The sequence below is a fragment of the Yinghuangia aomiensis genome, assembly GCF_039542225.1.
GTDB lineage: Bacteria > Actinomycetota > Actinomycetes > Streptomycetales > Streptomycetaceae > Yinghuangia > Yinghuangia aomiensis.
Genome location: NZ_BAABHS010000008.1, coordinates 67,118 through 91,670 on the forward strand (window position 1 = coordinate 67,118; position 24,553 = coordinate 91,670).

General features: G+C 73.3%; 18 protein-coding genes. 11 read left to right on the forward strand and 7 right to left on the reverse strand.

Translation table 11 applies throughout. From position 1 onward, the window contains the following. Nucleotides 1–197 precede the first annotated feature (197 nt). From lanKC to ABEA93_RS12725, 3 genes are all read left to right on the forward strand, one after another. Nucleotides 198–2,798 carry a class III lanthionine synthetase LanKC gene (lanKC, locus tag ABEA93_RS12715; RefSeq protein ID WP_345675568.1) on the forward strand — a complete coding sequence of 867 codons (2,601 nt, stop codon included), beginning with the start codon at nucleotides 198–200 and terminating at the stop codon, nucleotides 2,796–2,798. 119 nt (nucleotides 2,799–2,917) lie between these two features. Further along, complete coding sequence (locus ABEA93_RS12720; protein ID WP_345675569.1) at nucleotides 2,918–3,055, forward strand: SapB/AmfS family lanthipeptide; 138 nt, start codon at nucleotides 2,918–2,920, stop codon at nucleotides 3,053–3,055. 215 nt (nucleotides 3,056–3,270) lie between these two features. After that, nucleotides 3,271–5,031, forward strand: coding sequence for an ABC transporter ATP-binding protein (locus ABEA93_RS12725; RefSeq protein WP_345675570.1), 1,761 nt, complete (start codon nucleotides 3,271–3,273; stop codon nucleotides 5,029–5,031). A gap of 86 nt (nucleotides 5,032–5,117) precedes the next feature. On the opposite strand, the gene ABEA93_RS12730 is transcribed toward ABEA93_RS12725, so the two are convergent. From ABEA93_RS12730 to ABEA93_RS12745, 4 genes are all read right to left on the reverse strand, one after another. Continuing rightward, nucleotides 5,118–5,453: a chorismate mutase gene (locus ABEA93_RS12730; protein ID WP_345675571.1), complete on the reverse strand. Its 336-nt coding sequence runs from the start codon at nucleotides 5,451–5,453 to the stop codon at nucleotides 5,118–5,120. Between the two features lie 9 nt (nucleotides 5,454–5,462). Continuing rightward, nucleotides 5,463–7,211 carry a SpoIIE family protein phosphatase gene (locus ABEA93_RS12735; protein ID WP_425584920.1) on the reverse strand — a complete coding sequence of 583 codons (1,749 nt, stop codon included), beginning with the start codon at nucleotides 7,209–7,211 and terminating at the stop codon, nucleotides 5,463–5,465. Between the two features lie 93 nt (nucleotides 7,212–7,304). Continuing rightward, on the reverse strand, nucleotides 7,305–9,650 hold the full coding sequence (gene secD, locus ABEA93_RS12740) for a protein translocase subunit SecD (protein WP_345675572.1): 2,346 nt from the start codon (nucleotides 9,648–9,650) through the stop codon (nucleotides 7,305–7,307). A gap of 97 nt (nucleotides 9,651–9,747) precedes the next feature. Next, nucleotides 9,748–10,227, reverse strand: a complete 480-nt coding sequence (locus ABEA93_RS12745) for a hypothetical protein (RefSeq protein ID WP_345675573.1) — start codon at nucleotides 10,225–10,227, stop codon at nucleotides 9,748–9,750. 305 nt (nucleotides 10,228–10,532) lie between these two features. On the opposite strand from ABEA93_RS12745, the gene katG reads away from it, so the two are divergent. Next, entirely contained in the window at nucleotides 10,533–12,722 is a 2,190-nt protein-coding gene (gene katG, locus ABEA93_RS12750) for a catalase/peroxidase HPI (RefSeq protein ID WP_345675574.1), read from the forward strand. A 91-nt stretch (nucleotides 12,723–12,813) separates the two neighbouring features. On the opposite strand, the gene ABEA93_RS12755 is transcribed toward katG, so the two are convergent. Both ABEA93_RS12755 and ABEA93_RS12760 read right to left on the reverse strand, forming a co-directional pair. Continuing rightward, nucleotides 12,814–13,650, reverse strand: a complete 837-nt coding sequence (locus ABEA93_RS12755) for a ferritin-like domain-containing protein (protein ID WP_345675575.1) — start codon at nucleotides 13,648–13,650, stop codon at nucleotides 12,814–12,816. Beyond that, nucleotides 13,647–14,444 (reverse strand): ferritin-like domain-containing protein, encoded by a 798-nt coding sequence (locus ABEA93_RS12760; protein WP_345675576.1) that lies wholly within the window; start codon nucleotides 14,442–14,444, stop codon nucleotides 13,647–13,649. Before ABEA93_RS12760 ends, ABEA93_RS12755 begins: the two co-directional genes overlap by 4 nt. Nucleotides 14,445–14,668: 224 nt before the next feature. On the opposite strand from ABEA93_RS12760, the gene ABEA93_RS12765 reads away from it, so the two are divergent. The 5 genes from ABEA93_RS12765 to ABEA93_RS12785 all read left to right on the forward strand — a co-directional run bounded on the left by ABEA93_RS12765 (nucleotide 14,669) and on the right by ABEA93_RS12785 (nucleotide 21,582). After that, on the forward strand, nucleotides 14,669–15,628 hold the full coding sequence (locus ABEA93_RS12765) for a hypothetical protein (RefSeq protein WP_345675577.1): 960 nt from the start codon (nucleotides 14,669–14,671) through the stop codon (nucleotides 15,626–15,628). Between the two features lie 184 nt (nucleotides 15,629–15,812). After that, the gene (locus ABEA93_RS12770; protein WP_345675578.1) at nucleotides 15,813–17,267 is read left to right on the forward strand and encodes a carboxylate-amine ligase; all 1,455 of its coding nucleotides are present in this window, start codon (nucleotides 15,813–15,815) and stop codon (nucleotides 17,265–17,267) included. After that, complete coding sequence (locus ABEA93_RS12775; protein WP_345675579.1) at nucleotides 17,255–19,048, forward strand: N-acetylglutaminylglutamine amidotransferase; 1,794 nt, start codon at nucleotides 17,255–17,257, stop codon at nucleotides 19,046–19,048. Before ABEA93_RS12770 ends, ABEA93_RS12775 begins: the two co-directional genes overlap by 13 nt. 41 nt (nucleotides 19,049–19,089) lie before the next feature. After that, nucleotides 19,090–21,000 (forward strand): prolyl oligopeptidase family serine peptidase, encoded by a 1,911-nt coding sequence (locus tag ABEA93_RS12780; protein ID WP_345675580.1) that lies wholly within the window; start codon nucleotides 19,090–19,092, stop codon nucleotides 20,998–21,000. Between the two features lie 177 nt (nucleotides 21,001–21,177). Further along, nucleotides 21,178–21,582 (forward strand): STAS domain-containing protein, encoded by a 405-nt coding sequence (locus ABEA93_RS12785; RefSeq protein WP_345675581.1) that lies wholly within the window; start codon nucleotides 21,178–21,180, stop codon nucleotides 21,580–21,582. Nucleotides 21,583–21,978: 396 nt separating this feature from the next. On the opposite strand, the gene ABEA93_RS12790 is transcribed toward ABEA93_RS12785, so the two are convergent. Next, nucleotides 21,979–22,737, reverse strand: coding sequence for a PaaI family thioesterase (locus ABEA93_RS12790; RefSeq protein ID WP_345675582.1), 759 nt, complete (start codon nucleotides 22,735–22,737; stop codon nucleotides 21,979–21,981). 350 nt (nucleotides 22,738–23,087) lie between these two features. On the opposite strand from ABEA93_RS12790, the gene ABEA93_RS12795 reads away from it, so the two are divergent. Further along, the gene (locus tag ABEA93_RS12795) at nucleotides 23,088–23,549 is read left to right on the forward strand and encodes a universal stress protein (protein ID WP_345675583.1); all 462 of its coding nucleotides are present in this window, start codon (nucleotides 23,088–23,090) and stop codon (nucleotides 23,547–23,549) included. Nucleotides 23,550–23,617: 68 nt separating this feature from the next. After that, nucleotides 23,618–24,517, forward strand: coding sequence for a universal stress protein (locus tag ABEA93_RS12800; protein ID WP_345675584.1), 900 nt, complete (start codon nucleotides 23,618–23,620; stop codon nucleotides 24,515–24,517). Nucleotides 24,518–24,553: the final 36 nt, after the last annotated feature.

A 24,553-nucleotide genomic window follows, 5' to 3' on the forward strand; every position in this document is an offset into this window, starting at 1 on the left:
CCATGCCGGCGGGAAATACCACCGTGCGCCGTTGTCGCCAATCGCGCCGCGCCCAAGAATTCATATCGTCACACCATCTTCTGAACGCAGGCCGCATTGTGACGACCCGTCAGAATGCGCCGGCCGGGCCGCCCTATTGGGCCCACCGCAGTTTCACCCGCACACCCGCACACGCCTCGCTCCCGAGGAGGGTTCCGGTGGACAACCGCTACGAGGCCTACGCGTATGCCGATCCGCTCTTCTACGACTCCCCGCGGCGCTGGGGCGCGCCCGAGGAATTCGCCGCCGTAGGCGCGCCGCTGCCGGCCGGCTGGGAGCGGGGTGACCTGGAGATATGGGCGGTGGTGCGCCCCGAGGGCGTCGAACTTCCGTCGCAGGGGTGGAAGATCCACGTCTCGTCGTGCGCGGAGGACGCCGAGGCGGTGCTGGCCGAGGTCTACGACTACTGCCTGCACGAGCGCATGACCTTCAAATTCCTGCGCGGTCTTCCCATCCTCCAAGTGCAGAATTCCAAGTACGCGCCCCGCAGTGCCAGCGGCAAGTTCTGCACGCTGTACCCGGCGGACGACGCGGAATTGGCGAAGTGCCTCGACGTGCTCGGGCGCCGCCTTGCCGGGCGGCGCGGCCCGTACATCCTCAGCGACCTGCGCTGGGGTGAAGGCCCGCTGTACCTGCGGTACGGCGGCTTCGCCGAGCGGTACTGCCGCAACGAGGCCGGCGACCGGGTGCTCGCCCTCGAGGAGCCGGACGGCCGACTCGTTCCGGACGTTCGCGGCGCGGGATTCTCCGTCCCGCCCTGGGCCCCGGTCCCCGCGGCCATCGCCTCCGCGGTCGCCGAACGGGCTACGCAGAGCGACTCCGGACTGCCCTACACGGTCGAGCAGGTCCTGCACTTCTCGAACGCGGGCGGGGTCTACCTGGCTCGCGGGCGCGACGGCGGGCCCCAGGTGGTCCTGAAGGAGGCGCGCCCGCACGCGGGCCTGGACCAGCGGGGCGTCGACGCGGTCACGCGCCTGCGGCAGGAGCACGACATGCTGTCCAAGGTGGCCGGCCTGCCCGGCGTCCCGGCCGTGCACGGCCTGCTGAAGGCCTGGGAACACCACTTCCTGGTACAGGAGTTCGTCGAAGGGGGCGCGCTCACCGAGTGGCTCACCTCGCGCTACCCGCTGATCCACCCGGACGCCGACGAAGCCGCGGTCGCCGCGTACACCCGCGAAGCCCTCGGCATCGTGGAGCGCGTCGAGCGGACCTTGGAGGCCATCCACGCCCGCGGGGTGGTCTTCGGGGACCTGCATCCGCGCAACCTGATCGTCCGCCCGGACGGTGACATCTGCTTCATCGACTTCGAACTCGCCAGCCCGGTCAGTGACTTCCTGCGTCCGGCGCTGGGTGCGGCCGGATTCACCGCACCTCCCGGGTACACCGGGACACACGTCGACCGGTACGGCTTGGCCGCCCTGCGGCTGTGGCTGTTCTTCCCGCTCGCGCAGCTTCCGGCCCTCGACCCGGGGAAGGCCGCCGAGCTCGCCGACGCGCTCGAACGGCGCTTCCCCGTGCCGCCCGGGTACGCCGACGACATCCGCGCGCTGCTGGGCGCCGCACCGACGGACGGCCGCATGGCGCGGCCGGAGCTGGGGCAGCGCCGCGCCGAGGCGAAGGCCCTGCTGTCCGCGCCGGACGCCGACTGGCCGCGGATCCGCGATTCGCTGGCCGAAGGCATCGCGGCGATGGCGACACCCGAGCGCGTCGACCGGCTCTTCCCGGGCGACGTCGCCCAGTTCACACACGGCGGGCTCGGACTCGCGCACGGGGCGGCCGGCGTCCTGTACGCCTTGCATGCCACCGGGGCCGCGATCGACCCCGCGCACGTGCGGTGGCTCGTCCGTGCGGCGCGCAGCCGACCCGTCCGCCCCGGCCTGTACTTCGGCGGGCACGGTGTCGCCTACGCCCTCGACCTGCTCGGGGAACGTGCCGCCGCGCTCGCACTCCTCGCACGCGCCACCGAGGCTTCCGAGAACGACGCGGGCCCGTCTCTGGGCACCGGAGACGCGGGCATCGCCCTGACCCTGCTGCACTTCGCCGACGCCACCGGCGATTACCGGTTCGTCGACGAAGCCCGCACCCACGCCGAGCACGCCGCGGACACCCTGGAGAAGGCCGGCACGGCGGACAACAGCCGACGCGCCGGTCTGCTGGCCGGCGCCGCGGGACCCGCCCTCGCGCTGGTCCGCCTGTACGAGCACACCGGCGACGACACCCTGCTCCACCGTGCGGAAGCCCTGCTGGAACTGGACCTCGACCGGTGCGCGACCGTCGCGGACGGCACCCTGCAGGTCGTCGACGGACGGCGGGTGCTCCCGTACATCGAGACGGGCAGCGCCGGGATCGGCCTCGCGCTGGCCGCCCTCACCGCACACCGGCCCGACATCGCGGCGGCTGCCTCCACCGCGCCCATCCGGCGCGCGGCCGAACCCGAATTCATCATCCAGCCCGGACTGTTCAACGGACGGGCGGGGCTTCTCGGATACCTGGCGGTGACCCGGCCCACCGCGCCGGACCCCGCCGGAACGGCCGACGCGGTCCTCGACCGGCACCGTCGGCTCCTCGCCCTCCACCAGATCACCTACCGCGGCCATCTCGCCTTCCCGGGCGACCAGTTGCTGCGCCTGTCCGCGGACCTCGCCTCCGGCTCCGCCGGAGTGCTGCTGGCCTTGGGCACCGCACTCGCCGGAACTCCGTTCCTGCCCTGGACCGGCAGCCCCGCGGGATCGCCGCCCGCGTCCGCCGGCCGCGGCTGACCGCGGAACGCACGTTCCCCCGGAACCACACGCACGTCCCCACCGGCGCGTCCCGCGCCACCCCGGACTCCCGGCCGCCCGGCCGGGTGATGCACCGCCCGTAGCGAAGGAGAACGGCCATGGCCATCCTCGACCTCCAGACCCTCGAAGTCCCCGAGACCCAGGCGACGCCGATCGACGACAGCCTCGCGAGCGTCAGCTCGCTGAGCGTCCTCAACTGCGGCGCCAGCACGCTCAGCACGCTCATCTGCCTCTGAGCCTGCCGCCGCCAGAGGCGGCCCGCACCACGGAGCCGACCGGGCCGTGACGCCCGGTCGGTGTGAGGGCCGGGGCAGCACTGCTGCCCCGGCCCGTTCCGTGCTCTCGGACCGTCGAGCCTTGGCGCCCCTGAACCTCGGCCTTCCGACCGCTCGACCGCTCACACCCGCCCGGCGCACGCCCCTTGGCCGCCGCAGCACCAGAGAGGCTTCCCGTGGCCGAACCGCACCCCGCCACCGCCCGCCGCGCTCCGGGCCCGGTCCGGCTCCGCCGGGAACTGACCGCCGAGTCCGGCCGGCTCGCCTGGGCCCTCCTGCTCGCCGTGGCAGCCGCCGGGGCCGCACTCGCGCTCCCGCTGCTCGTCCGCGAGATCATCACCGACTTCTCCCGGCACCGGCCCCTGGGCGCCGACGTCGCCCTGATGTGCGTCGCGGCCGTCGGCAGCGCCCTGGCGCAAGCCCTGTCCGGCTTCCAACTCGCGCGCATCGGCGAACGCATGGCCTACCGGCTGCGGATGCGGATCATGGAACACACGCTGCGGCTTCCGCTTGCCGTCGTGCGCGCGGAAGGTGCCGGCGACCTCGCCGCCCGGGTGACCTCCGACGCCATGCTGCTGCGCCAAGTCGTCGACGTGGCCACGCAACTGCCGCTCGCCGCACTGACGATCGCGGCGACCCTGGGCATCATGCTGTGGATCGACTGGCTGCTGACCGTCGTCACCGTCGTCTCCCTGGCCGTCCTGACCGTTCTGGTGCTGCTGGTGCTGCGCCGGATGCGGGTCAGCATGGCCGGACAGCAGACCGCGGTCGGGCAGCTCGCCCAACGCTTCACCGCCAACCTGGACGCACTCACCACCATCAAGGCCTACCGCGCCGAGCCGGTGGCCTCGCGCGCCCTGGCCGCCGACGCGGAACGCCTGCGCGCGGTCTCCCTGGAAGGCACCCGGCTGGGCGCGCTCATCCCCGCGGTGCTGACCCTCGGCAACCAACTCGCCATGATCGCCGTGATCCTCACCGGGGGTACGCGGCTGGCGCGCGGCGACCTCCAAGCCGCCGCCTTCGCCGCGTTCCTCCTCTACTTGCTGCAGACCGTCCCTTCGGTGAACGCTCTGGCGAGCGGCTTCGGCCGCCTCCAGGCGGGGTTCGCGGCCCGCGACCGCTGCAACGACGTGCTGCTCATGCGTCCCGAGGCCGATCCCGACGACGCGGACCGGCCGGTCCCGCCCCCGCTGCCCGACGCACCCGCCGTGCTGTTCCGCTCCGTCTCGTACACGCACACGGGCGCCACCGAAGCCGCCCTGCGCGACGTCTCCTTCACGGTCGAACGCACCGGTCTGACCGCGATCGTCGGACCGTCCGGCGCCGGAAAGACCACCACGCTGGCACTGGTCGACCGGTTCCTCCGGCCCGCGTCCGGATCCGTCGAAGTCCTGGGGCACGACGTGCGCGACTGGCCGTTGGACGCACTGCGCGCCCGCATCGCCTACGTCGACCAGGCGTTCACGCTGCTGGAGGCGACCGCCCGCGAGAACCTCCAGCTCGGCCGCGCCCGGCCCGCACGCGACAGCGAACTCGCCGCCGCCCTGGCGGTGGTGGGCCTCGCCGACGACATCACCCGCCTGCCGCAGGGCCTCGACACCCTGCTCGGCCGCGAGTCCGACCTGTCCGGCGGCCAGCGCCAGCGCATGGCCCTGGCCCGGGCGCTGTTGTCGGACGCGGACATCGTCCTGCTGGACGAGCCCACGAGCCAGCTCGACGGGATCAACGAGCAGCGCTTCCGCACCATCGTGGAGGACCTCGCGCTGACCCGTGCCGTGATCGTGGTCGCGCACCGCCTCTCCACGGTCCGGCACGCCGACCACGTGATCGTGATGAGCGGCGGCGCGGTCGTCGACGCGGGAAACCACACCACGCTCGTCGCCCGCTGCACGCCGTACCGCGAACTCGTCACCAGCCAGGCGACACTGCCGCACTGAGAGCAGCGCCGCGTAGCCCGACCCGCCCAACCTGCCGACGCACGACGTGCCGCCGCATCCCGACCGGCGGGCGAAGGCGCCCTCCCTCAGGCCGAGTTGCCGGGTACCGCGGAGCCGAGGCGCTGGTGCTCGGTGAGTTCGAGGGCGATGAAGGCGCCGATCATCGCGCGCCACACCGCCTCGGCGACCTCGGGGGCGAGCCCGGCGGCCTCGGCCCGCTCCCGGACGGCGGCGATCACCTTCTCCACGCGGTCGGGCGCGCGCACCGCCTGTTCGTCGGTCTTGAACGCGGCGGCGGCTTGGACGAGCGACTGGCGGCGCGTCAGCAGCGCGACGAGTTCGGCGTCGATGCCGTCGATACGGTCGCGGACTTCGGCCAGGCTGCGCGGTGCGGCTTCGGAGCGAGGTTCGGCTTCGGGCATTCCGGGAGTCTAGAACGGACTCCGGTCCGGGGCATCGGCCGCCGCAGGCGGTCCTTGCGGTGCGCCGCCCGGTGCGCGCAGCGCGAGGATGGCGACGTCGTCGGTGCTTTCGGGCGGGCGGACCCGGTCGAGGAGCAGGTCGCAGAAGGTGCTGAGACGCCGCCGGCAGAGGGCGGCCGCGTGGCGGCGGAGGTGGTCGAGCCCGATGTCGATCGCCTGTCTGGGGACCTCGATGAGGCCGTCCGTGTACAGCACGAGCGTGCTGTCCGGCGGAAGCCGGACGTTGCCGTCGGTCCGGTGCAGGTCGAGGTCGCTGCCCAGGAGGACGCCGTGTCCGTCGTCGAGGAAGCGGGTCCGCCCGTCGCGGGTGACCAGCAGCGGGGGAGGGTGCCCGGCGTTGGCCCAGGTGAGGTTCCAGCCGCCGTCGTCGGCGGCTTCGAGCCGGGCGAAGACCATCGTCGCCATGGCCGCATCGGTGATGTTGAGGAACGCCTGGTCGAGCCGGCGGACGACGAGGCTCGGGGGTTCGCGGTGGTCCCAGGCGAAGGCGCGCAGCATGTTGCGGACCTGCGCCATGCCCGCGGCGGCATCGAGGTCGTGGCCGGCGACGTCGCCGATGACGAGGGCGATGGACCCGTCGGGAAGGAGGAAGGCGTCGTACCAGTCGCCGCCGACCTGCGACGCGTCGGGGGCGGGCCGGTAGCGGGCGACCATGCCCATGCCCGGGACATGCGGCAGTTGGGGCAGGAGGTGGCGTTGCATGGTCTCGGCGACCGCGCGCTGGCGCTGGTAGAGCCGGGAATTCGAGAACGTCAGCCCGGCCCGGCGGGAGATGTCCTCCAGCAGCGTGAGGTCGTCCGGTCCGAAGGCGTCCGGCCGCTCGCTGCGGCCGATGGTCAAAGCACCGAGTACTTCGTGTGCGCCGCGGATGGGGGCGATCGCCGCGGAATGCATGCCCGTGGCGTCGAAGAGTTCGCGTTGGGCCACCGCGATGCCCGAGTCGGGCGGCCCTTGGTAGTGCCCGGGCCCGGCGAGGGACGCGGCTGCTCCGCGCAGGGCCCGCGACAGGGGCATCGGCGAGCCCTCCGGGACCGGGGGCATCGGGCCTTCGAGGTCGTGGCGGCGATGCCGTGCGCCGTCGATGTGGTGGACGACGGTGTCGCGCCGGACTTCGCCGCTTTCGGTGATCAGGTCGACCACGGCCCAGTCCGCGAGCCGCGGGACCAGCAGGCGCGCGAGCAATTGCACGCCTTCGTCGATTTCCAGCGTGCTGGTGAGCGTGGTCGTGGTCTCGGCGAGGAGCGCCAAGCGGTCGAGTTCGGCCAGCACGGACGCGTCTACGGCGGCGGTGTTCCGGACCCCGGTCGCCGCTTCGTGGAAGACGACGAACGCGCCGAAGCTCCCGTCCGCCGTCGTGTAGGGCGCCACCAGCCAGGCGACGTGCAGCAACGTTCCATCGCCGCGTTCGAGCCATACCGCGTCGCCCTGCGCGGCGCGCCCCGCAAGGTAGGCCCGCATCATGGCGCACTGGGAAGGGGGCAGGTGCCCGCCGTGGCTGTCGCGGTGCAGGAACTCGTGGGCGTCCTGCCCGACGAGGTCCTCCGCGGAACGGGCCAGGAGCTGCCGGCCGCGCTGGTTGACCTCGGCGATCCGGCCCCGGTCGTCGACCGCGTACATGCCGACCCCCGCGGTCTCCGCCATGAGCCGGAGCAGTCGTGCCGCGGGTGTGGGGGCATGGCCGGTGGGCTCGGCGTCCATGGTGGCTCCTCCCGTGGCTGGGGACCGTACGACCAGTCTTCCCCGGACGGGGGCGGCGTGCCGCGGTGCCCCGGTCCCGGGGCACCGCGGGTCTCACACCCGTGCGCCGTTGTCCGGCCGTCCTTCCCGCGGCCGCCCCCGGGCCCCGCCCGAGGTCCGGCCCGCGGCCCCGCCCCGGGCCGACGCCGCCCGGGGCGGCGGAGCACCCTTGGTGCTGCGGGCCTGGAGCGCGATCGCGAGCGGCGCCGCGGTGAGGATCGAGGAGTACGTGCCCACCACGATCCCGACGATCAGCGCCAGCGCGAAGTCGGCCAACGAGTCGCCGCCGAGCAGCCACAGCGAGACCAGGATGAACAGCGCACCCATGCCCGTGTTCACCGTGCGCGGCAGGGTCTGGAGCACCGCCCGATTGGTGACGGCCGCGAACGGCGCCCGCGGCTCGTTCGCCCACAACTCGCGGACCCGGTCGAAGAGGACCACGGAATCGTTGACGGAGTAGCCGATCACGGTGAGCAGCGCCGCCAGGAAGATGCCGTCGATCGGCTTGCCCAGCCACGCGAACACGCCCACCAGAATCAGCACGTCGTGGGCCATCGCCACCACGGTCGCCGCCCCGAACGTCCACCGGAAGCGCACCGCCAGGTACAGCAGCTGTGCGGCGACGGCCACGCCCAGCGCGATCAGCGCGTCGCGGCGCAGTTCGTCGCCGAGGGTCGGGCCGATCATGTCGTCCGCGACCTTCTCCGTGGGCCCGCCGATGTGGGCAAGGGCGGCACGGACGTCCGCCTCCTCGGCGTTCGTCAGCTCGCCGACGCGCACCGACAGGTTCCCGTCGCCGGACGTCTGCACCACCGCGCGCGCATGCCCCGCGTCCGCCAGCACCGCCCGGGCGTCCTCCGCGTCGACCGGAGTGGCCGTCGCGTACTCGACGACGCGCCCGCCGGTGAACTCGATGCCCAGGTTCAGCCCGCGGACGACGATGCCGGACACCGCGACCGCCAGCATCACCGCCGATACCGCGAGCCGGCGGCTCCGGTGCCGCATCAGGTCCGGGCCGCGCCCGGTGATCCACGTGCGGAACCGGCCCGGTGCCGCGATGCCGCTGACTTTCGGCCGTGCCTTCACCGCCCGGCGCCGCACCGCGATCTCGGCTGGCACCCGCGTGATCACCAAGGCGCTGACCATGGACGCCAGGACACCGATCGACAGCGTCACGCCGAACCCGCGCACCGGTCCGGACGCGAGGAAGAACAGCAGTCCCGCGGCGAGGAGCGTGGTGATGTTCGCGTCGACGATCGCGCCGAACGCGTTGCGGGACCCGGCCGCGTACGCCGCACGCAGGCTCCGCCCGCGCCGGGCCGCGTACTCCTCGCGGGCCCGCTCGAACACGAGGACGTTCGCGTCCACCGCCATGCCGATCGCCAGGACGAACCCGGCGAGCCCCGGCAGGGTCAGCGTCGCACCGACCATCAGCAGCGCCGCGTACGAGATCAGCCCGTAGCAGGCCAGCGCGACCGCGGCGAGGGCGCCCAGCAAGCGGTATACGAACACGATGAACAGCGACGTCAGAGCGATGCCGATGACGGCCGCCGCCGCGCTCGCCTCGATCGCCTTCCGGCCCAGCGTCGGGCCGACCGTCCGCTGCTCGACCAGCTCCACCGGAACCGGCAGCGCACCCCCGTTGACGAGCAGCGCCAGCTCGCGGGCCTCGCCGCGGCCGAAGCCGCCGGTGATCTGCGTGCTGCCGCCGGTGATACCGGTCCCGCAGGCCACCGAGGGATCGACCTGCGGCGCCGAGACGATGCGGTCGTCCAGCACGATCGCGACCCGCCGCGCCGGATCGCCGGGGGCGGCGCACGCGGCCGCGCCGGTGAGCCGGGTCCACTGCCTGCCGCCCTCGCCGCGCAGGTCGACCGTGACGTACCAGCCGCCGAGGCCCTGCGTGTCCGGCGCCGCCTTCGCGCCGGACACTTCCGCGCCGGTCATCGCCGGAGCGCCGAGGCGCAGCCGCTCCCCGGACGGGTCGGAGAGGACCCGTTCCCCGGCCGGGGGCGGTCCGCCCGGCGCTTCCTCGCCCGGGCCGGCGGCGACCCCGAGCACCGGGTGGAACGTCAGCTGCGCGGTGCGGCCCAGCACCGCCACCGCCTCCTGCGGGTCCTGCACATCGGGAAGTTCGACGATGACGCGGCGCTCGCCCGAGCGCGCCAGCGTGGGCTCGGCGACCCCGAGCCCGTCGACCCGGCGACGGAGCACTTCGAGGGTCCGATCGGTCGCCGCCGAGTCGGCCTTGGCGGTGGGGGAGTCGCGGGTTTCCAGCACGAGATGGGTGCCGCCGCGCAGGTCGAGGCCGAGGCGCGGCGATTGGGTCAGCGCCACATACAGCGAGACCAGGACAACGGACAGCGCAAGCACCGCGCGCACGACGAGGGCGCGAGACATGGAGCCTCCAGCAGGCACGCCGCACGGACCCGGCCGCGCAGCGGGGAGGAAAACGGGGGAAGACCGCGCGACCCCCGGTCGGGGCGGCGCGGCGGGGTCAGATGCCTGCTGGGGCGGGAGGAGCGCGATCGGCCCGCGGGGCCGTGGGCACGAGCGGCCGGGCTGCCCGCTCGGGGGTGCGGAAGCCCGGCGGGCCGCCGGCGGCGAGCACGTGCCAGGGATCCGCCGGCGCCGGGAGTGCCACGGCGTGGGGCGCACCGGCGTGCGGGGGAATCGGGGCTCGGACGGGCAGGGTGCGGACGGCTTCGTCCGCGGTGTCCGCGGCGGGGGACGGTACGAGGGATTCGTCCGCGGTGTCCGCGGCGAGGGCGAAGGCGGCGGCTTCGTCCGCGGCAGAGGCGGGTGTGAGCGCGGCGACCGACACCGCGGTCGTCCGCGGCCCCCCGGCGCTGTCGTCGGCCGACGAAGCCCGGGCCGCCGGGCCGGCGATGTCGAGGACGGAGAACGCCAGGGCGAGCAGCAGCGCGATCACCGCCGCGAAACGGCCGGGAGAACCGCGCAGGCGCTGCCGGGCCATGGCATCCCCTCCGCCGCAATGCGCTCCCGTACGGGGACGCGATCCTCGCCGGGGCGGCGCACGCTGCGCGGGGCCCGGGACCGAACGGCCACCATAGCCGGTGGACCGCACCCGTCGGCGCGCGCAGCTTCCCGCGCAGCTTCCGTTGGGCGCACTCCCCCTGCGTGTCCTCCCGATCGCGCCGGTAACGGTGCGCAAACATCGGATCACCGAGAGGCATGAGTCGGCCTCGCGGCGGACGGGACTTCCCCGCCGGCGCGGGCGCCGCTCCCCGCGGGAGCACCGAGACAGGAAGAAGGGCGGACGTGTCCCACAGCGAGAGCGAAAATCCGGCGATCCCCTCACCCACCCCCGCGCCCACCCGGCCCAAATCGAACCGGGACTGGTGGCCGCAGCAGCTGGATCTCCAGGTCCTCCGCCAGCATGCTCCCCAGCCGGAGCCGCCGGGCGGGGACTTCGACTACGCGAAGGAGTTCGCCGACCTCGACGTCGACGCGCTGAAGCGGGACGTCTTCGCGGTGATGACGACGTCCCAGGACTGGTGGCCCGCGGACTACGGCCACTACGGACCGCTCTTCATCCGCATGAGCTGGCACGCCGCGGGGACCTACCGGATCGCCGACGGCCGCGGCGGCGCGGGCGCCGGCGCGCAGCGCTTCGCCCCCCTCAACAGCTGGCCGGACAACGCCAGCCTGGACAAGGCACGCCGGCTGCTCTGGCCGGTGAAGCAGAAGTACGGCCGGAAGATCTCCTGGGCCGACCTCCTGGTCTTCGCCGGGAACTGCGCCATGGAGTCGATGGGGTTCACGACGTTCGGCTTCGGCTTCGGCCGTCCGGACGTGTGGGAGCCGGAAGAGATCTTCTGGGGGCCCGAGGACACCTGGCTCGGAGACGAGCGCTACAGCGGCGACCGGGAACTCGCCGGCCCGTTCGGCGCGGTCCAGATGGGGTTGATCTACGTCAACCCGGAGGGGCCGAACGGCAACCCGGATCCGCTCGCCGCCGCGCGGGACATCCGCGAGACCTTCGCGCGCATGGCGATGAACGACGAGGAGACGGCCGCGCTCATCATCGGCGGCCACACCTTCGGCAAGTGCCACGGCGCCGTCGACCCCTCGTACATCGGCCCCGAGCCCGAAGCCGCCCCGCTCGAACAGCAGGGCCTCGGCTGGCGCAACGCCTACGGCACGGGCAGCGGGGTCGACGCGCTCACCAGCGGCCTGGAAGGCGCCTGGACCTCCGCACCGACCACGTGGGACAACGGCTACCTGGACAACCTGTTCCGCTACGACTGGGAACTGACGACGAGCCCCGCGGGCGCGCACCAGTGGACCCCCACGGACCCGGCCGCCGCCGACACCGTGCCCGACGCCCACGACCCGGCGAAGCGGCACGCGCCGATGATGCTGACGACGGACCTGTCCCTGAAGCTGGACCCGGTCTACGCGCCGATCGTGAAGTCCTTCCACGAGAATCCGGCCAAGCTCGCCGAGGCCTTCGCCAAGGCCTGGTACAAGCTGCTGCACCGCGACATGGGACCGCTCGCGCGCTACCTCGGCCCCTGGGTCGCGGCGCCGCAACTGTGGCAGGACCCCGTCCCCGCGGTCGACCACGAGCTGGTCGGGGACGCCGATGTCGCCGCCCTCAAGGCCCGGGTCCTCGACGCCGGGATCCCGGTCCCGCACCTGGTCGCGACCGCCTGGGCGTCGGCGGCGAGCTTCCGCGGCACGGACAAGCGCGGCGGGGCCAACGGAGCACGCATCCGGCTCGCCCCGCAGAGCACCTGGGAGGTCAACGACCTGCCCGAGATCGCCGGCACCGTACAGGCCCTCGACCGGATCCGGCAGGAGTTCGACGACGCGCAGTCCGGCGGCAAGAAGATCTCGCTCGCCGACCTGATCGTCCTGGCCGGGTGCGCCGCCGTCGAACGGGCCGCGAAAGACGCCGGGCACGACCTCGCGGTCCCGTTCGCGCCCGGGCGTACCGACGCCTCGCAGGAGCAGACGGACACGGAGTCGTTCGCCGTCCTCGAACCCCGCGCGGACGGGTTCCGCAACTACCTGCGGCAAGGCGAGAAACTGTCGCCGGAGACGCTGTTGCTGGACCGCGCCAACCTGCTGACGCTCACCGCGACCGAGATGACGGCCCTCCTCGGCGGCATGCGCGTCCTGGACACCGGCTTCCGGCAGTCCTCCCACGGCAGGTTCACCGACCGCCCGGGGACGTTGACGAACGACTTCTTCGTCAACCTGCTCGACATGGGCACCGAGTGGAAGCCCTCGACCACGGAGGAGAACGTCTACGAGGGCCGGAAACGCGGCACCGACTCCGTCACGTGGACCGCCACCGCGGCCGACCTCGTCTTCGGTGCGCACTCCCAGCTCCGCGCGATCTCCGAGGTCTACGCGTCCGAGGACGGCGCCGCGCGCTTCGTGCGCGACTTCGTGGCCGCGTGGGACAAGGTGATGAACCTCGACCGGTTCGACCTGCACTGACCTTGCGCGGCCCCTCGGGCGGTCCGGGACACCGTTGCGGTGTCCCGGACCGCCCGAGGGGTGCCCGGGGCGGGCGGGGCCGCCGGATCGCTCAGACGGTGAGGTCGTCGGTCTTGGCCGCCTTGTCCACGGGCAGGAAGTCCGCCGGGACCGGGTATTCGCCGAGCAGGTAGTGCAGGGTCGCGGCGTGCATGGCCTCCACGGGGGCGATCGTGGCAGCCGTCTCGATTCCCGCGGGGGCGGCGACGTTGAACTCGGCGAACAGGTACGTCTGTGCGGCCTGGTCCTCCAACTGCAAGGCAAGGCGCGCCACACCCGGGATGTCGGTGACCTTGCCGAGCGCGTCGGCAACCGCCGCCTGGCTCTTGAGCGGCACGCCGGTGACCGGCGGTTTGCCGGCCTGGGTGAGGACGTTGTTCCACACCTTGGCGTGGTCGGCATGCTGCGCCATGGCGGTCGTGGCGAAGTTCGCGACCGCGGGCGGCACCGTCCCGAGCTTCCCGGCGCCGGCCGCCTGCACCGCCGCCTGGTACGCACCCACGGCCTGGTTCTCCAGCGCGACCGCCAGCGCGACGACGAGCAAGTCGCCGGTGTAGGAGCCCGTCGCGGCGGGGGCGGCCTGCCCCGGGGCGGACGCGGCGGAGGAAGGCTTGCCGGAGGACTTGCCGTCGTCGCTGCTGCAGGCCGCGAGCGCGAACGCGCTCAGCCCGACCACGCCGACACCGCGCAGGAACCGGCGTCGGTCCAGGCCCGGCTCCGGCAGGCGCTCCGCCGTCCTCGGCCGCTCACGGATCTGCTCGGACAGCTCGGCCGCCGCCGCGTACATGTGCGGCAGCGTCGCGCGGTGTACTTCGTCGACCTGCGCGGTGAGCGCCCGCAGTTCGGCCTCGGAGCCCTGGAACGCCTCGGGCTTGCGGTTGCGGCTCACTTCACGGCCCCTTCGGTGATCGGGGAAGCGTCCTTGGTCGGGTAGAACGCGTCGGGGAACCCGACGGACCCCGCCGCGGCGGGCAGCGCGGCGGCATCCGGCGGCAGCTTGATCTGCGCCGCGAGATCGGCGGCGAGCAGCGCCTGGACGGCGAGCAGGACCGCCTTGTGCTGGGCCTCGACCGGCGCCACCGACCCGAACAGCTGCCGCAGCGCGGGGTCGGACACCTGCGAGACGTTCTTCGTGTAGGTCTGGGCGGCGACATCCTCCAGCGTGATCGCCAGCTTCACCACGTCCGCCGGGCCCTTGATCGTCGGCAGCGTCTGCTGCACGATCGCGGCGTACTTCGGGTCCGGCGCGGTCTGCTCCTTGCCGCCCGCCTTGCCGGCAGCGGCGTTGAACGCCTGGGCGTGGGCCCGGTGTTGGGCGGCCGTCTTGTCGATGAACGCGACCACGACCGCGTTGCCGCCCTTGATGAACGGAAGTCCCGCGGCGGTGGTGTAGACGTTCACCGCGAGGTTCTCGATCGACGCCGCGGTCTGCAGCGCCATCACGTCGTCCGCGGTCGCCGCCGCGGCCCGCGAGCTGCCCAGCAGCACCGCACCCGCGGCGGCTCCGCCCAGGATCCCCGGGCGCCACCAGCGCCGCGTCCGCGGTCGGCCCTTGTGTGCTTCCCGTGTGCGCTCGTGGAATTCCTCCAGCGAGGCGCGGGTTGCCCGCGTCGCGTCGCTGTGCAGGTCTTCGGACTGCTCGGTCAACTCCGTCAGCAGCCGGGTGTCGATGGATTCGCCCACCGTCGCGGCTCCCTTCGTCCCACCCGCCGAACGCGGGCACTCGGCACGGCATTCGCGGCACCGGCCCGCGCGGCTTGGTCCGGTCGGGAAAGTCGCCACCCGATCACCTGATCGAGTGAATCGCCGGGGAACCCGCGTGGGCCGGCGCCGCGTGAGCACCGGCGATTTCGGGCACGTGCCCCCACGTCGCCCGCACGCACGGAACCGGCAGGGAGGTAGTGCGCATGGCACGCCGTACCGAGTCCGATGCCGACGACCGCTTCGACGCGGTCGCCGACGACCTGTACGGCCTGCCGCCCGCCGATTTCACCAAGGCCCGCGACGCACACGCTGTCGAGGCCCGCAAGGACGGCGACCGTCCGCTTGCGGAGCGCATCCGGGCGCTGCGGCGGCCGACCCTCGCCGCGTGGGCCAGCAACCTGCTGGTGCGAGCGCAGCCGGACGAGGTGCGTGGCGTCCTCGAACTCGGCGAAGCGCTGCGCACGGCACACCGGGACATGGACGGCGCGCGGCTCCGTGACCTGTCCGCGCAGCAGCGCACCCTCACCATGGCGCTGGCCCGGCAGGCCCGAGCCCTCGTTGCCGACGCCGGGCAGACGTTGAGCGACCAAGCCCTGGCGGAAGTGCGCGACACCGTCGCCGCCGCCCTCGCGGATCCCGACTCCGGCACCGCCTGGGCATCGGGGCGGCTGGCGCACACCCTCACGCCCCCGGCATTTCCCGCCGTCGCACCTGAAGGCACCCCGCGACGCTCCGACCGGCCGAAGTCGGCGAAGGCGCAACCTGCGGCGCCCGGCAAGGTCCGCGATCTCGGCCAGGCACGGGCGCGACGCGAAGCCCGCGAACGGCTCGCCGCGGCACGCCGCGACGCCCGCGAGGCCGCCACGCACGTGACGCGACGCGAACGCGCCGCCGAGACCGCCCGTACCCGCGCGCAGGAAGCCGGCCGACGCCATCAGCAGGCGCGCGACCGCCTTGCCGAGCTGCAGCGCGACCTCACCGCCGCGGAACAGGCCCGACACGACGCTGCCGACGCCGAGCGCCGGGCCCGACACGAGGCGGAGCACGCCGAACGCGAGGTGGCCGAGGCCCGCCGCACCGCCGACGCCGCCGCCGCCCACGCGGAGCGCCTCGCGGCGGAGACCGACGACGCGGGGGACGCCGGCGGCCCCAACGCCAGGTGAAGCGCGCGGGTTCGTGCTCCTGGAATACGTCGCGGGGCAGCGTACGAGCGGACCGCCCGCGAGGTCGGCGCGGTCGCCGCCGGACTCGTCGCCCTGGCGGCCGTCGTCGCCTCGGCGGTAGGGGCCTGGCGGCGGCACCGACGCAACGAGTGGATCCGGCGTCGTCACCGACCGCGAGATTCCCGTGTCGAAATTCCCCACGTCGAAAAAACGCGTGTTTCGCGCCGACCGCATCGGTTATGACGCGCGAGACTCGTCCCTTCGCTCCCTCCGCATTCCGTGCACCTGCCGCCGGCGGCTTTCCGCCACCAAGGAAAACAAACCCTGCCCGCCTCCCGATTTCCCCCTGACCTGCGGTGTTGCGGCGTCGGCCGACGATTTGTCGATGAGCGGCAGGCATGGTTGCGTGGCGACGGGGCAGTTTCGTGGCACATCGGGCCGCAAGGCGCGTCCCAGCCGACGAACAGTCGGTGACATCCGCAAGGAGCAGAGAACCGTGCGCTTCAGAATGGGCGTGGAAGAGGAATTCCATGTAGTGGACGCGGAAACCGGGCTCCTCGTACCGGAGGCGCCGGTTCTGCTGGACGACCTGCCAAGCGATCGCTTTACCGGGGAATTCCAACTGGGCGTGATCGAGTCGCAATCGGGAGTGCACGACTCTCCCGCCGCGCTGAGGGCGGATCTGGTCGGCACGCGCCGCACCCTCGACAAGGTCGCCTCGCAACGCGGGCTGACTGTGGTGGCGGCGGGAACCGTGCCCCTCGTGCCGGCGAGTTCGCGGGGATTCGGCCCCGACATCCGCTACACCGAAATGGCGGGCGAATACCAGGCGCTGGCCGACGAGCAGTTGATATGCGGCGCCCAGGTCCACGTCGACGTCCCCGACCGGGACACCGCCGTCCGCGCGATGCCGCGGCTTTCCCCCTGGCTGCCGGTGCTGCTCGCGCTGTCCGCCAGTTCCCCGTTCTGGCAGGGCGCCGACACCGGGTTCGCCAGTTGGCGCACGATGGTGTGGCAGCGCTGGCCCAGCGCGGGGCCCGCCGGGACGTATGCGTCCGCCGCCGAGTACGACGCCGCCGTCGACGACCTCATCCGCTCCGGCGTCATCTCCGACGCCGGCATGATCTACACCGACGTCCGGCCCTCGGCGCACCAGAAGACCCTGGAACTGCGCATCTGCGACGCCTGTCCCGACGTGGACACCGTCGTCCTCGTCGCCGTCCTCTTCCGCGCCATGGTCGTCGACGCCTGCGAAGCCGTCGCCCGACGGGCTCCGCTTCGCCCGGTCACCCATGAGTGGCTGCGTGCGGCCACCTGGCGGGCCGCCCGATCCGGCCTGGAGGGCGACCTCCTCGACCCGACCACCCTGGAACCCGCGCCCGCGCACCGGGTCGTCTGCAGCATGCTGAAGCACCTGCGTCCGACCCTGACGGCGTTCGGCGACTGGCATTCCGTCGCGGCCGCAACCGATGCCCTCCTTGCTTCCGGCAGTGCCGCGCGGCGGCTGCGCACGGCGGCCTTCGACAGTTCGTGGCGCGAGGTCGTCGGGCTTCTCGCCGACCTGACCCACGCCGCCGAAGACGAGTACGAGCCGCGTCCATCCGCACCGATCACGGAGGCAAACACATGTGTGGCATAGCCGGGGAAATACGCTTCGACGGCGGACGACCGGACCTGGCCGCCGTCGAGCGCATGACCGACCGGCTCGCCGCGCGCGGACCGGACGGCCGCGGCATGTGGTCGCAGGGCGCCATCGCCCTCGGACACCGCCGTCTGGAGGTCATCGACCTTTCGGAGCGCGGTGCGCAACCCATGACGGACGCGCATACGGGGCTGACCGGCGTCTTCAACGGCTGCATCTACAACTACCGTGAATTGCGCGCCGAACTGGGGGCCGCAGGACACCGGTTCTTCTCCACCTCGGACACCGAGGTGGTGCTCAAGGCGTACCACGAGTGGGGCCTCGCGTTCGTCGACCGCCTCTTCGGCATGTTCGCCTTCGCCATCGCCGAACACGCCACCGGGCGCCTCGTGCTGGGGCGCGACCGGCTCGGCGTCAAACCCCTCTACACCGCCGCCCAATCCGGCCGGAGCAGCGGGGGCCTGCGCTTCGCTTCGTCCCTGCCGGCGCTGCTGGCCGGCGGTGGTGTCGACACCTCGATCGACCCGGCGGCACTGCACCAGTACCTCACGCTGCACGGCACAGTTGCCGCTCCCCACACCATCCTGGCCGGGGTGCGCAAACTTCCGCCCGCAACCGTCCGCGTGGTGGAGCCGGACGGGCGCGAACACGACACCCTGTACTGGCAACCGCAGTACGAGCGCCTGCCCGAGCACGCCGGGATGGGCGCCGACGACTGGCGGGACGCGCTCATGGGCGCCCTGCGGACGGCGGTGCGCCGCCGCACCGTCGCCGACGTCGAAGTGGGCGTGCTGCTCTCCGGCGGACTCGACTCCAGCCTGATCGTCGCCCTGCTCGCCGAACACGGCCAGGACGGGCTGCAGACCTTCAGCGTCGGCTTCGAAGCCGAAGGCGGCGAGGAGGGCGACGAGTTCGTCTACTCCGACATGGTCGCCCGCCGATTCGGCACCGACCACCGGCAGCTCCTCGTGCCCTCCGACCGGTTGCCGGAGGCCCTGGAGGGGGCGGTGTCGGCGATGAGCGAGCCGATGGTCAGCCACGACGTCGTGGCCTTCCACCTCCTCGCCGAGCAGGTCTCCAAGTACGTCAAGGTCGTGCAGAGCGGCCAAGGCGCGGACGAGATCCTCGCGGGCTACCACTGGTACCCGGCGCTGGCCGCGGTGCCGCGCGACGAGGAACCCGAGACATACATGCGCACCTACTTCGATCGCCCGCACGGCGATCTGGCGCGCATGCTGCAACCGCACATGCGTGCCGCCGACGCCTCGGGCGACCTCGTCCGCACGCACATGGCCACCCCCGGGGCCCGGACGGCGCTCGACGCCGCGCTGCGCCTGGACACGCACGTCATGATGGTCGACGACCCGGTCAAGCGGGTCGACAACATGACCTCCGACTGGGGTTTGGAAGCGCGCGTCCCCTTCCTCGACCACGAGTTCGTGGAACTCGCGGCGGCGTGCCCGCCCGAACTCAAGCTCGCCCAGGGCGGCAAAGGCGTGCTCAAGGACATCGGGCGGCAGGTCCTGCCCCGCGAGGTCGTCGACCGTCCGAAGGGCTACTTCCCGGTCCCGGCCATCCGGCACATGGCCGCCCCGGTGCTCGAACGGGTCCGGGACGCGCTGTCGGCCCCGGCGGCGAAGAACCGCGGCATCTTCCTCCCGTCCTATCTGGACGAGTTGCTCGCCGCCCCCGACCGGCATCGGACACACCGGGGCGCCAATGCGCTCTGGCAGGTCGCACTGCTGGAAATCTGGCTCCAGGCCCACGGAATCGACTGAGCGACGCGACGGCCCCCCGAGAGGAGCACTGACGGAGGAACATGCGACAACCGCACGATCTGGCCGCGGACACCCGTCCCCGCGTGGTGCGGCTTGCCGACGCCGCAGCGGACGGCGGCACGGTGCGGACCACGGCAGCGCACCGGTGCCTGGAGCCCGCGGCCGCCCCGACCGGGGGCGCCGTCGCGTTCATCTGCGACCGCGCCGGCGTCCCCCAGCTCTGGGCGGCCGCGTCCGCGGGAGGGCCGGCACGCCTGCTGGACGCAAGCCCGGATCCGGTGACCGAGGTGTCGTGGTCCCCGGACGGCGAGTGGATCGCCTACACCACGGCGCCCGGCGGCGGGGAGCACACCCGGGTGCTGTGCGTCCGCCCCGACGGGACGGAACGGCGCGCGGTGGCCGGGGCGGTCCCCGGCCAGACCGCCCACCTGGGGGCCTGGCGCCGGAAAGGATCCGCGCTGGCCGTCACGGTGGCCGCCTCGCAGGTGCGGGACCCGGCGTACCGCGGCCTGGCGGTCTTCGTCCTGGACCCGGCCGGGTTCGCCGACCCGGAACTGCTCACCACCCAGGCCCGTGCGTCGTCGCTCCGACTGTGCGACTTCAGCCCGGACGGGCACCTCGCGCTCCTGCGCTGCGGCCCGCGCGGCCGTCGCCGGGCCACCGTGCTCGACACCCGGACCGGAGCCGTCGCCACGGACCTCCCGGCCGCGGACGGCGACCCGTGGATCGGGCGTTTTTCCGCCGACGGCAGGACGGTGTGGCTCCGCAGCGACGCCGACCGCGAGTTCGCGGCGCTGCACGCGGCCCGGCTCACCGACGAAGGCGACTGCGCGTATGTCGCGGTCGCGGCCGAACGCGACGGCACGGACCTCGAGTTGCTGTACGTCGACGACGACGGGCGGAACGGCGTCCTGGTGTGGAACGTCGACGGGCGCAGCGAGGTCGAAACCGTGGCCCTGGGCACGTCCACCGTGGGCGTGCGGAGCCCGGTCGCGATCCCGCACGAGGTCGTCACGAAGGTCACCGATCCCACCGAGGGCGGCCGGTTGCTCGCCGTGTCCGGTTCCGCCGGCCGGTCCGGCGTCTGCGCGTACCCGCCGAGCGGCGGCACGGCGGCGATGACGCCCTGGTCGTCCCGGGATCCGGCCGCCTCGCCGGGCGGCCATTCGCCGGTCCGTCCCGAACACCTCCGCTTCCCGGCGCGGGACGGGCTGCCGCTCGACGGCTGGTACTACCGGCCGCCCGGCGCGGAGCAGCCGGGGCCGTGCGTCGTGCACCTGCACGGCGGCCCGGAGTGGCAGGAGCGCCCGGTGCTCAATCCGATGTACCAGGCCTTGACGCAGCTCGGCATCGGCGTGTTCGCCCCCAACGTGCGCGGCTCCTCCGGGTTCGGCCGCTCGTTTGTCGAAGCGGACCACGGGGAGGGGCGGTTCGCGGCCATCACCGACGTCGCGGACTGCACGTCGTACCTGATTCTGCACGGCATGGCCGACCCGAACCGCGTGGCCGTGATGGGACGGTCGTACGGCGGCTACCTCGCGCTGGCGTCGCTGGTCTGGCACCCCGACCTGTTCCGCACCGGCGTCGCGGTGTGCGGCATCTCCGACTTCGCCACGTTCTTCGCCGGCACGGAGTCCTGGATCGCGGAGTCCGCGGCCGCCAAGTACGGCCACCCCGAAGCCGACCGCGACCTTCTGCGCCGCCTGTCACCCATGACCCGCATGGACGCCTTGCGGGTCCCCTTCCTCGCGGTGCACGGGGAGCACGACACCAATGTGCCGCCGGGGGAGTCCCTCCAGGCCGTGCAGGCGGCCCGCGGACGCGGCATCCCCGCGGAACTGCTCGTCCTGCGCGACGAGGGCCACGAGTTCCTCCGCGCCGGAAACCGCGCCCGGTACCACCGCGCGGTGGGTGAATGGCTCGGCCGCCATTTGGTACCCAAGCGGGCATGACCGGGCGCGCGCCGCATGCCCGCGGGATCGCGGTGACACGACCCGAGCGCGCCGATGCATGTCCGCTGCCGGAGCGGGCATCGGGAATCGGGAGCCAGGCCGCGGCGCGGCCGGGCCGCGGACATGCGTCCTGCGGCCGACCGCGGGTCGCTCCCTCGCCGAGTCGAGGAAGGTCTGATGGACACCAGGCAGCTCACCCACACGAACCGGCCCTGGATCGGCTCCGGCCCGCAAGGCCGTGCGGTGCTCACCCCCACCGGGGAACTCGACGAAGCGGCATCGGCCGTGCTGCGCGCGGACGCGTGCGGCCTGGTCGCCCACGGCCACCGGAATCTGGTCGTCGACCTGTCCGCGGTCACCTTCTGCGACGCGTGCAGCCTCAGCGCCCTGATCGGCATCCGGCGCCACGCCCTGGAAGCCGGCGGCTCTCTCGTGCTGGCTGCCGTCCCGATCCAGCTCCGCGAACTGCTGAGCCGCACCGGCCTGGACACCGTGCTCACGGTCCATCCCACCGTCCACGACGCCCTGGCCCACCCCGGCCGACCGCTTGCCGCGCCGCCGCATGGGAACGCCCCGGTGTGAGGAGCGCTTCGGACGGGCTGAGAACCGCTTTCGGAGTCAGGACACCGCGCTCGACGACCTGCGCACGCAGGATCTGGGGGAAACCGGGCATCAGACCGGCCTGTTTCCACTCCGGATGCGCCATGAGGCCGTCGACCGGATGCGCAACCTCGCGGGCGCCGAATGCCCGCGGTGTGAACATGCGCGGGACGTGGCCCGCCAATTCCGCCCATCGGGCAAGCTGCGGTACGGCGAACCGCCCGCCTCTTCGGCAGGCTGTCGACCGCCGGCGCGTCGAGCGGAACGCGTCCGTGCCGACGGGCCGCGCACCGGGCGAGGTTGAGCAGCACACTCACGCGTGCTCGTAGGTACAGGGCGTCCCGAATGCGCGGCCGCAGTGCCGGCCGACCGCCGTCATCAGGCCCGCACGGTGTCCTCGGCGGCCGCGGACCGGGGGTTCCGGCTCCACAGGCTGCGCATCTCGGGCGGGGCGATGAACACGGCCGTCGCCTCGGCGGTGACCTTGCCGTCGGCCAGGATCTCGCCGGTGGCGAAGCTCTTGCGGCCCTCGCAGTGCGTCCAGCGGGCCCGGATCTCCAGGGGCACGTCGTACGGCGTGGCGGCCCGGTAGCGCACGTCGAGTCCGGCGGTGAAGCCGGGGACTCCCGCGGCCGACGTCGCCAGGCCGAGTACGTGGTCGAGGAGCGTGGCCACCACACCGCCGTGCGCCCGTCCGGGCGGGCCGCTGTGCGCGGCGGTCAGGCGGCAGTCCGCCACGACCTCCACGGACCGCGGCTCGACCGAGTCGTCGAACGCCTGCGTCGCCATCTCGGGGGTCTCCCGGAAGACCAGCCGCGGCGCCTGCGGGTTGAGCAGCCCGGACCCGGCCTGCGTCAGCTGGTCGATGCGGCCTTCGGAGGTGCGGGCGAACCGCACGACCTGGTCGTGCGTCGCGGCTCGGAGCAGCTCCGCGGCCCGGCTCACCAACTCCGCGGCCTCGGCCCGTACCTCCGGTCCGACATCGGTGCGCACCGTCGCCTCGACCAGGTCCCGGATCCGCTCGACCAGATCCAGCGAGGCGTCCGGAACGTCCGCGACCTCGGGAATACCGCCCTCGGCAAACCGCTCGAACGCCGCGGCGAACACCGTGGCCCCGTTGTCGGCCGGTCCAGCCATCGACGTGCTCCCTTGCTGCGGCACGAGCCCTTCGACGGCCGCGCCATTTATATGACCATGACAAGTAAATCCGGTCGATCATACCGCCGACCATCCCTACGCCCCCGCCCCGGTGACCCCCGCGGTCACCCCCGGCGGTGATCCCCGGCCCCGCTCCGCGACAGGGCCGAACGGCTCCTGCGCCGGCGGCGGCCGGTTCGGATGATGGGGGCGGTGGGTTCCGCGGCCGCCCGGCTCCCCGGTGGCGGCCCCGGGGCTCGCATCGCAGGGTGGGAAAGCAGGGTGGGAAAGGGGCGGGCGGTCGCAGGCGCCCGCCCGGACGCCCCGCCGCGGATCGCCGAGGAGCGGCCATGGACAGCGACGAAGACCCGAAGGTCCGGGAAGTCCCCTCCGAACACCTGGCCGCGCACCGGCACGCCCGGATCGTGGTGGGCGTGGACGGTTCGTTCGGCGCCGAAGCGGCGTTGCGCTGGGCAATCCGGGAAGCCCGGGAGCGCGGCCTGGTGCTGGACGTCGTGGCGGTCTGGGAGGACCTCGCCGGCGAGGCCGGGGACGGACACCTGGCCGTCGCGCGCGAGCGGCTCGACCGCGCGTTGGAGCACGTGCTGCGCCGCCGGGACCTCCCGAAGCAGGTGATCACCGCCCCGCTGCACGGGGCGCCCGGCCTGCAGCTCGTGGAGCGCGCCCGGGAGGCGGCGCTCCTGGTCCTCGGCACCACGGGCATCAGCTCGCCGGAGATTCCCGGCGGCATCGGCCTTTACTGCCTGCGGAACAGCAGCGTCCCGGTGGTGTTCGTCCCGAGTACTCCGTGACGTGGCACTTCCCGGGTACTCCGTGATGTGGCACTTCCCGGGCACTCCGTGACGTGTGGGAGACGGTCATGAGTGAAGTCCCAGGCAACGCGCCGGTGGTGGTCGGCCTCGACGACGACGGTGAGGCCGGACGCCGTGCGGTCCGGTGGGCCGCCCACGAAGCCGCGCTGCGCGGCAGACCCCTCCACATCGTGCACGCCCTCGACTGGCCGCCGGTCGTCGACCCCGACCCGGCGCATGCCACGCCCTGGGAGGAATGGCGCGCCCGGTTCCGGGACGACGGCCGGCGGCTCCTGGACGGGGCACGCGAACTCGCCTCGGCCGCCGAGCCGGGCCTGGCCGTGACCGGCGCCCTCGTCGACGGGAAGCCGAAGACGGTGCTGACGAAGGCCACCGCCGGCGCCGCCCTGGTGGTGCTCGGTTCGCGGCGGCTGTCGTCGTTGCAGGAAGCGCTGACCACGGGCGGCGGCGTCGCCGTCCCGGTCATCGCCCATGCGCGGTGCCCCGTCGCCGTCGTCCGGCGGTCCGGACCCGACAGGAACGGGGCCGGGCCCGTCGTGGTCGGGTCCGACGGGTCGCCGGGCTCGGAGCGGGCCATGGCGTATGCGTTCGAAGCCGCGGTCGCACACGGTGCCGAGGTGCTCGTGGTGCGTGTGTGCCACATGCCGATGACGGTGGCCGGGGCCGTCGCCGCCGAGGCGGCCATGCGGGACGCGCTCGCCGCCCTGGAGCACGAACTCGCGCGATGGGCCGAGAAATACCCCGACGTCATGGCGCGCGGCGAGGCCGGATTCGGCCACCCGGTGCGCGTGCTCGCGGACGTCTCCGGCGATGCGCTCTGCCTCGTCGTCGGGACGCGCGGCCTCGAGGGCTTCCGCGGCATGCTCCTGGGTTCCGTGGGCGGCGGACTCGTCCACCACGCCGAATGCCCGCTGGTCGTCGTGCCCGGGGACCGGGACCAGGCGTAGACAGGACGCGCGTCGACGTCCGAGGTCCGCTCGGAA

What these genes read in the sequence shown, in the direction of transcription:
- ABEA93_RS12785 (WP_345675581.1), top strand. Translation starts at nt 21,178, where the DNA reads ATGGACACCAGGCAGCTCACCCACACGAACCGGCCCTGGATCGGCTCC.
- ABEA93_RS12780 (WP_345675580.1), top strand. Translation starts at nt 19,090, where the DNA reads ATGCGACAACCGCACGATCTGGCCGCGGACACCCGTCCCCGCGTGGTG.
- ABEA93_RS12735 (WP_425584920.1), bottom strand. Translation starts at nt 7,211, where the DNA reads ATGGACGCCGAGCCCACCGGCCATGCCCCCACACCCGCGGCACGACTG.
- secD (WP_345675572.1), bottom strand. Translation starts at nt 9,650, where the DNA reads ATGTCTCGCGCCCTCGTCGTGCGCGCGGTGCTTGCGCTGTCCGTTGTC.
- ABEA93_RS12720 (WP_345675569.1), top strand. Translation starts at nt 2,918, where the DNA reads ATGGCCATCCTCGACCTCCAGACCCTCGAAGTCCCCGAGACCCAGGCG.
- ABEA93_RS12765 (WP_345675577.1), top strand. Translation starts at nt 14,669, where the DNA reads ATGGCACGCCGTACCGAGTCCGATGCCGACGACCGCTTCGACGCGGTC.
- ABEA93_RS12800 (WP_345675584.1), top strand. Translation starts at nt 23,618, where the DNA reads ATGAGTGAAGTCCCAGGCAACGCGCCGGTGGTGGTCGGCCTCGACGAC.
- ABEA93_RS12745 (WP_345675573.1), bottom strand. Translation starts at nt 10,227, where the DNA reads ATGGCCCGGCAGCGCCTGCGCGGTTCTCCCGGCCGTTTCGCGGCGGTG.
- ABEA93_RS12795 (WP_345675583.1), top strand. Translation starts at nt 23,088, where the DNA reads ATGGACAGCGACGAAGACCCGAAGGTCCGGGAAGTCCCCTCCGAACAC.
- ABEA93_RS12790 (WP_345675582.1), bottom strand. Translation starts at nt 22,737, where the DNA reads ATGGCTGGACCGGCCGACAACGGGGCCACGGTGTTCGCCGCGGCGTTC.
- ABEA93_RS12730 (WP_345675571.1), bottom strand. Translation starts at nt 5,453, where the DNA reads ATGCCCGAAGCCGAACCTCGCTCCGAAGCCGCACCGCGCAGCCTGGCC.
- ABEA93_RS12775 (WP_345675579.1), top strand. Translation starts at nt 17,255, where the DNA reads ATGTGTGGCATAGCCGGGGAAATACGCTTCGACGGCGGACGACCGGAC.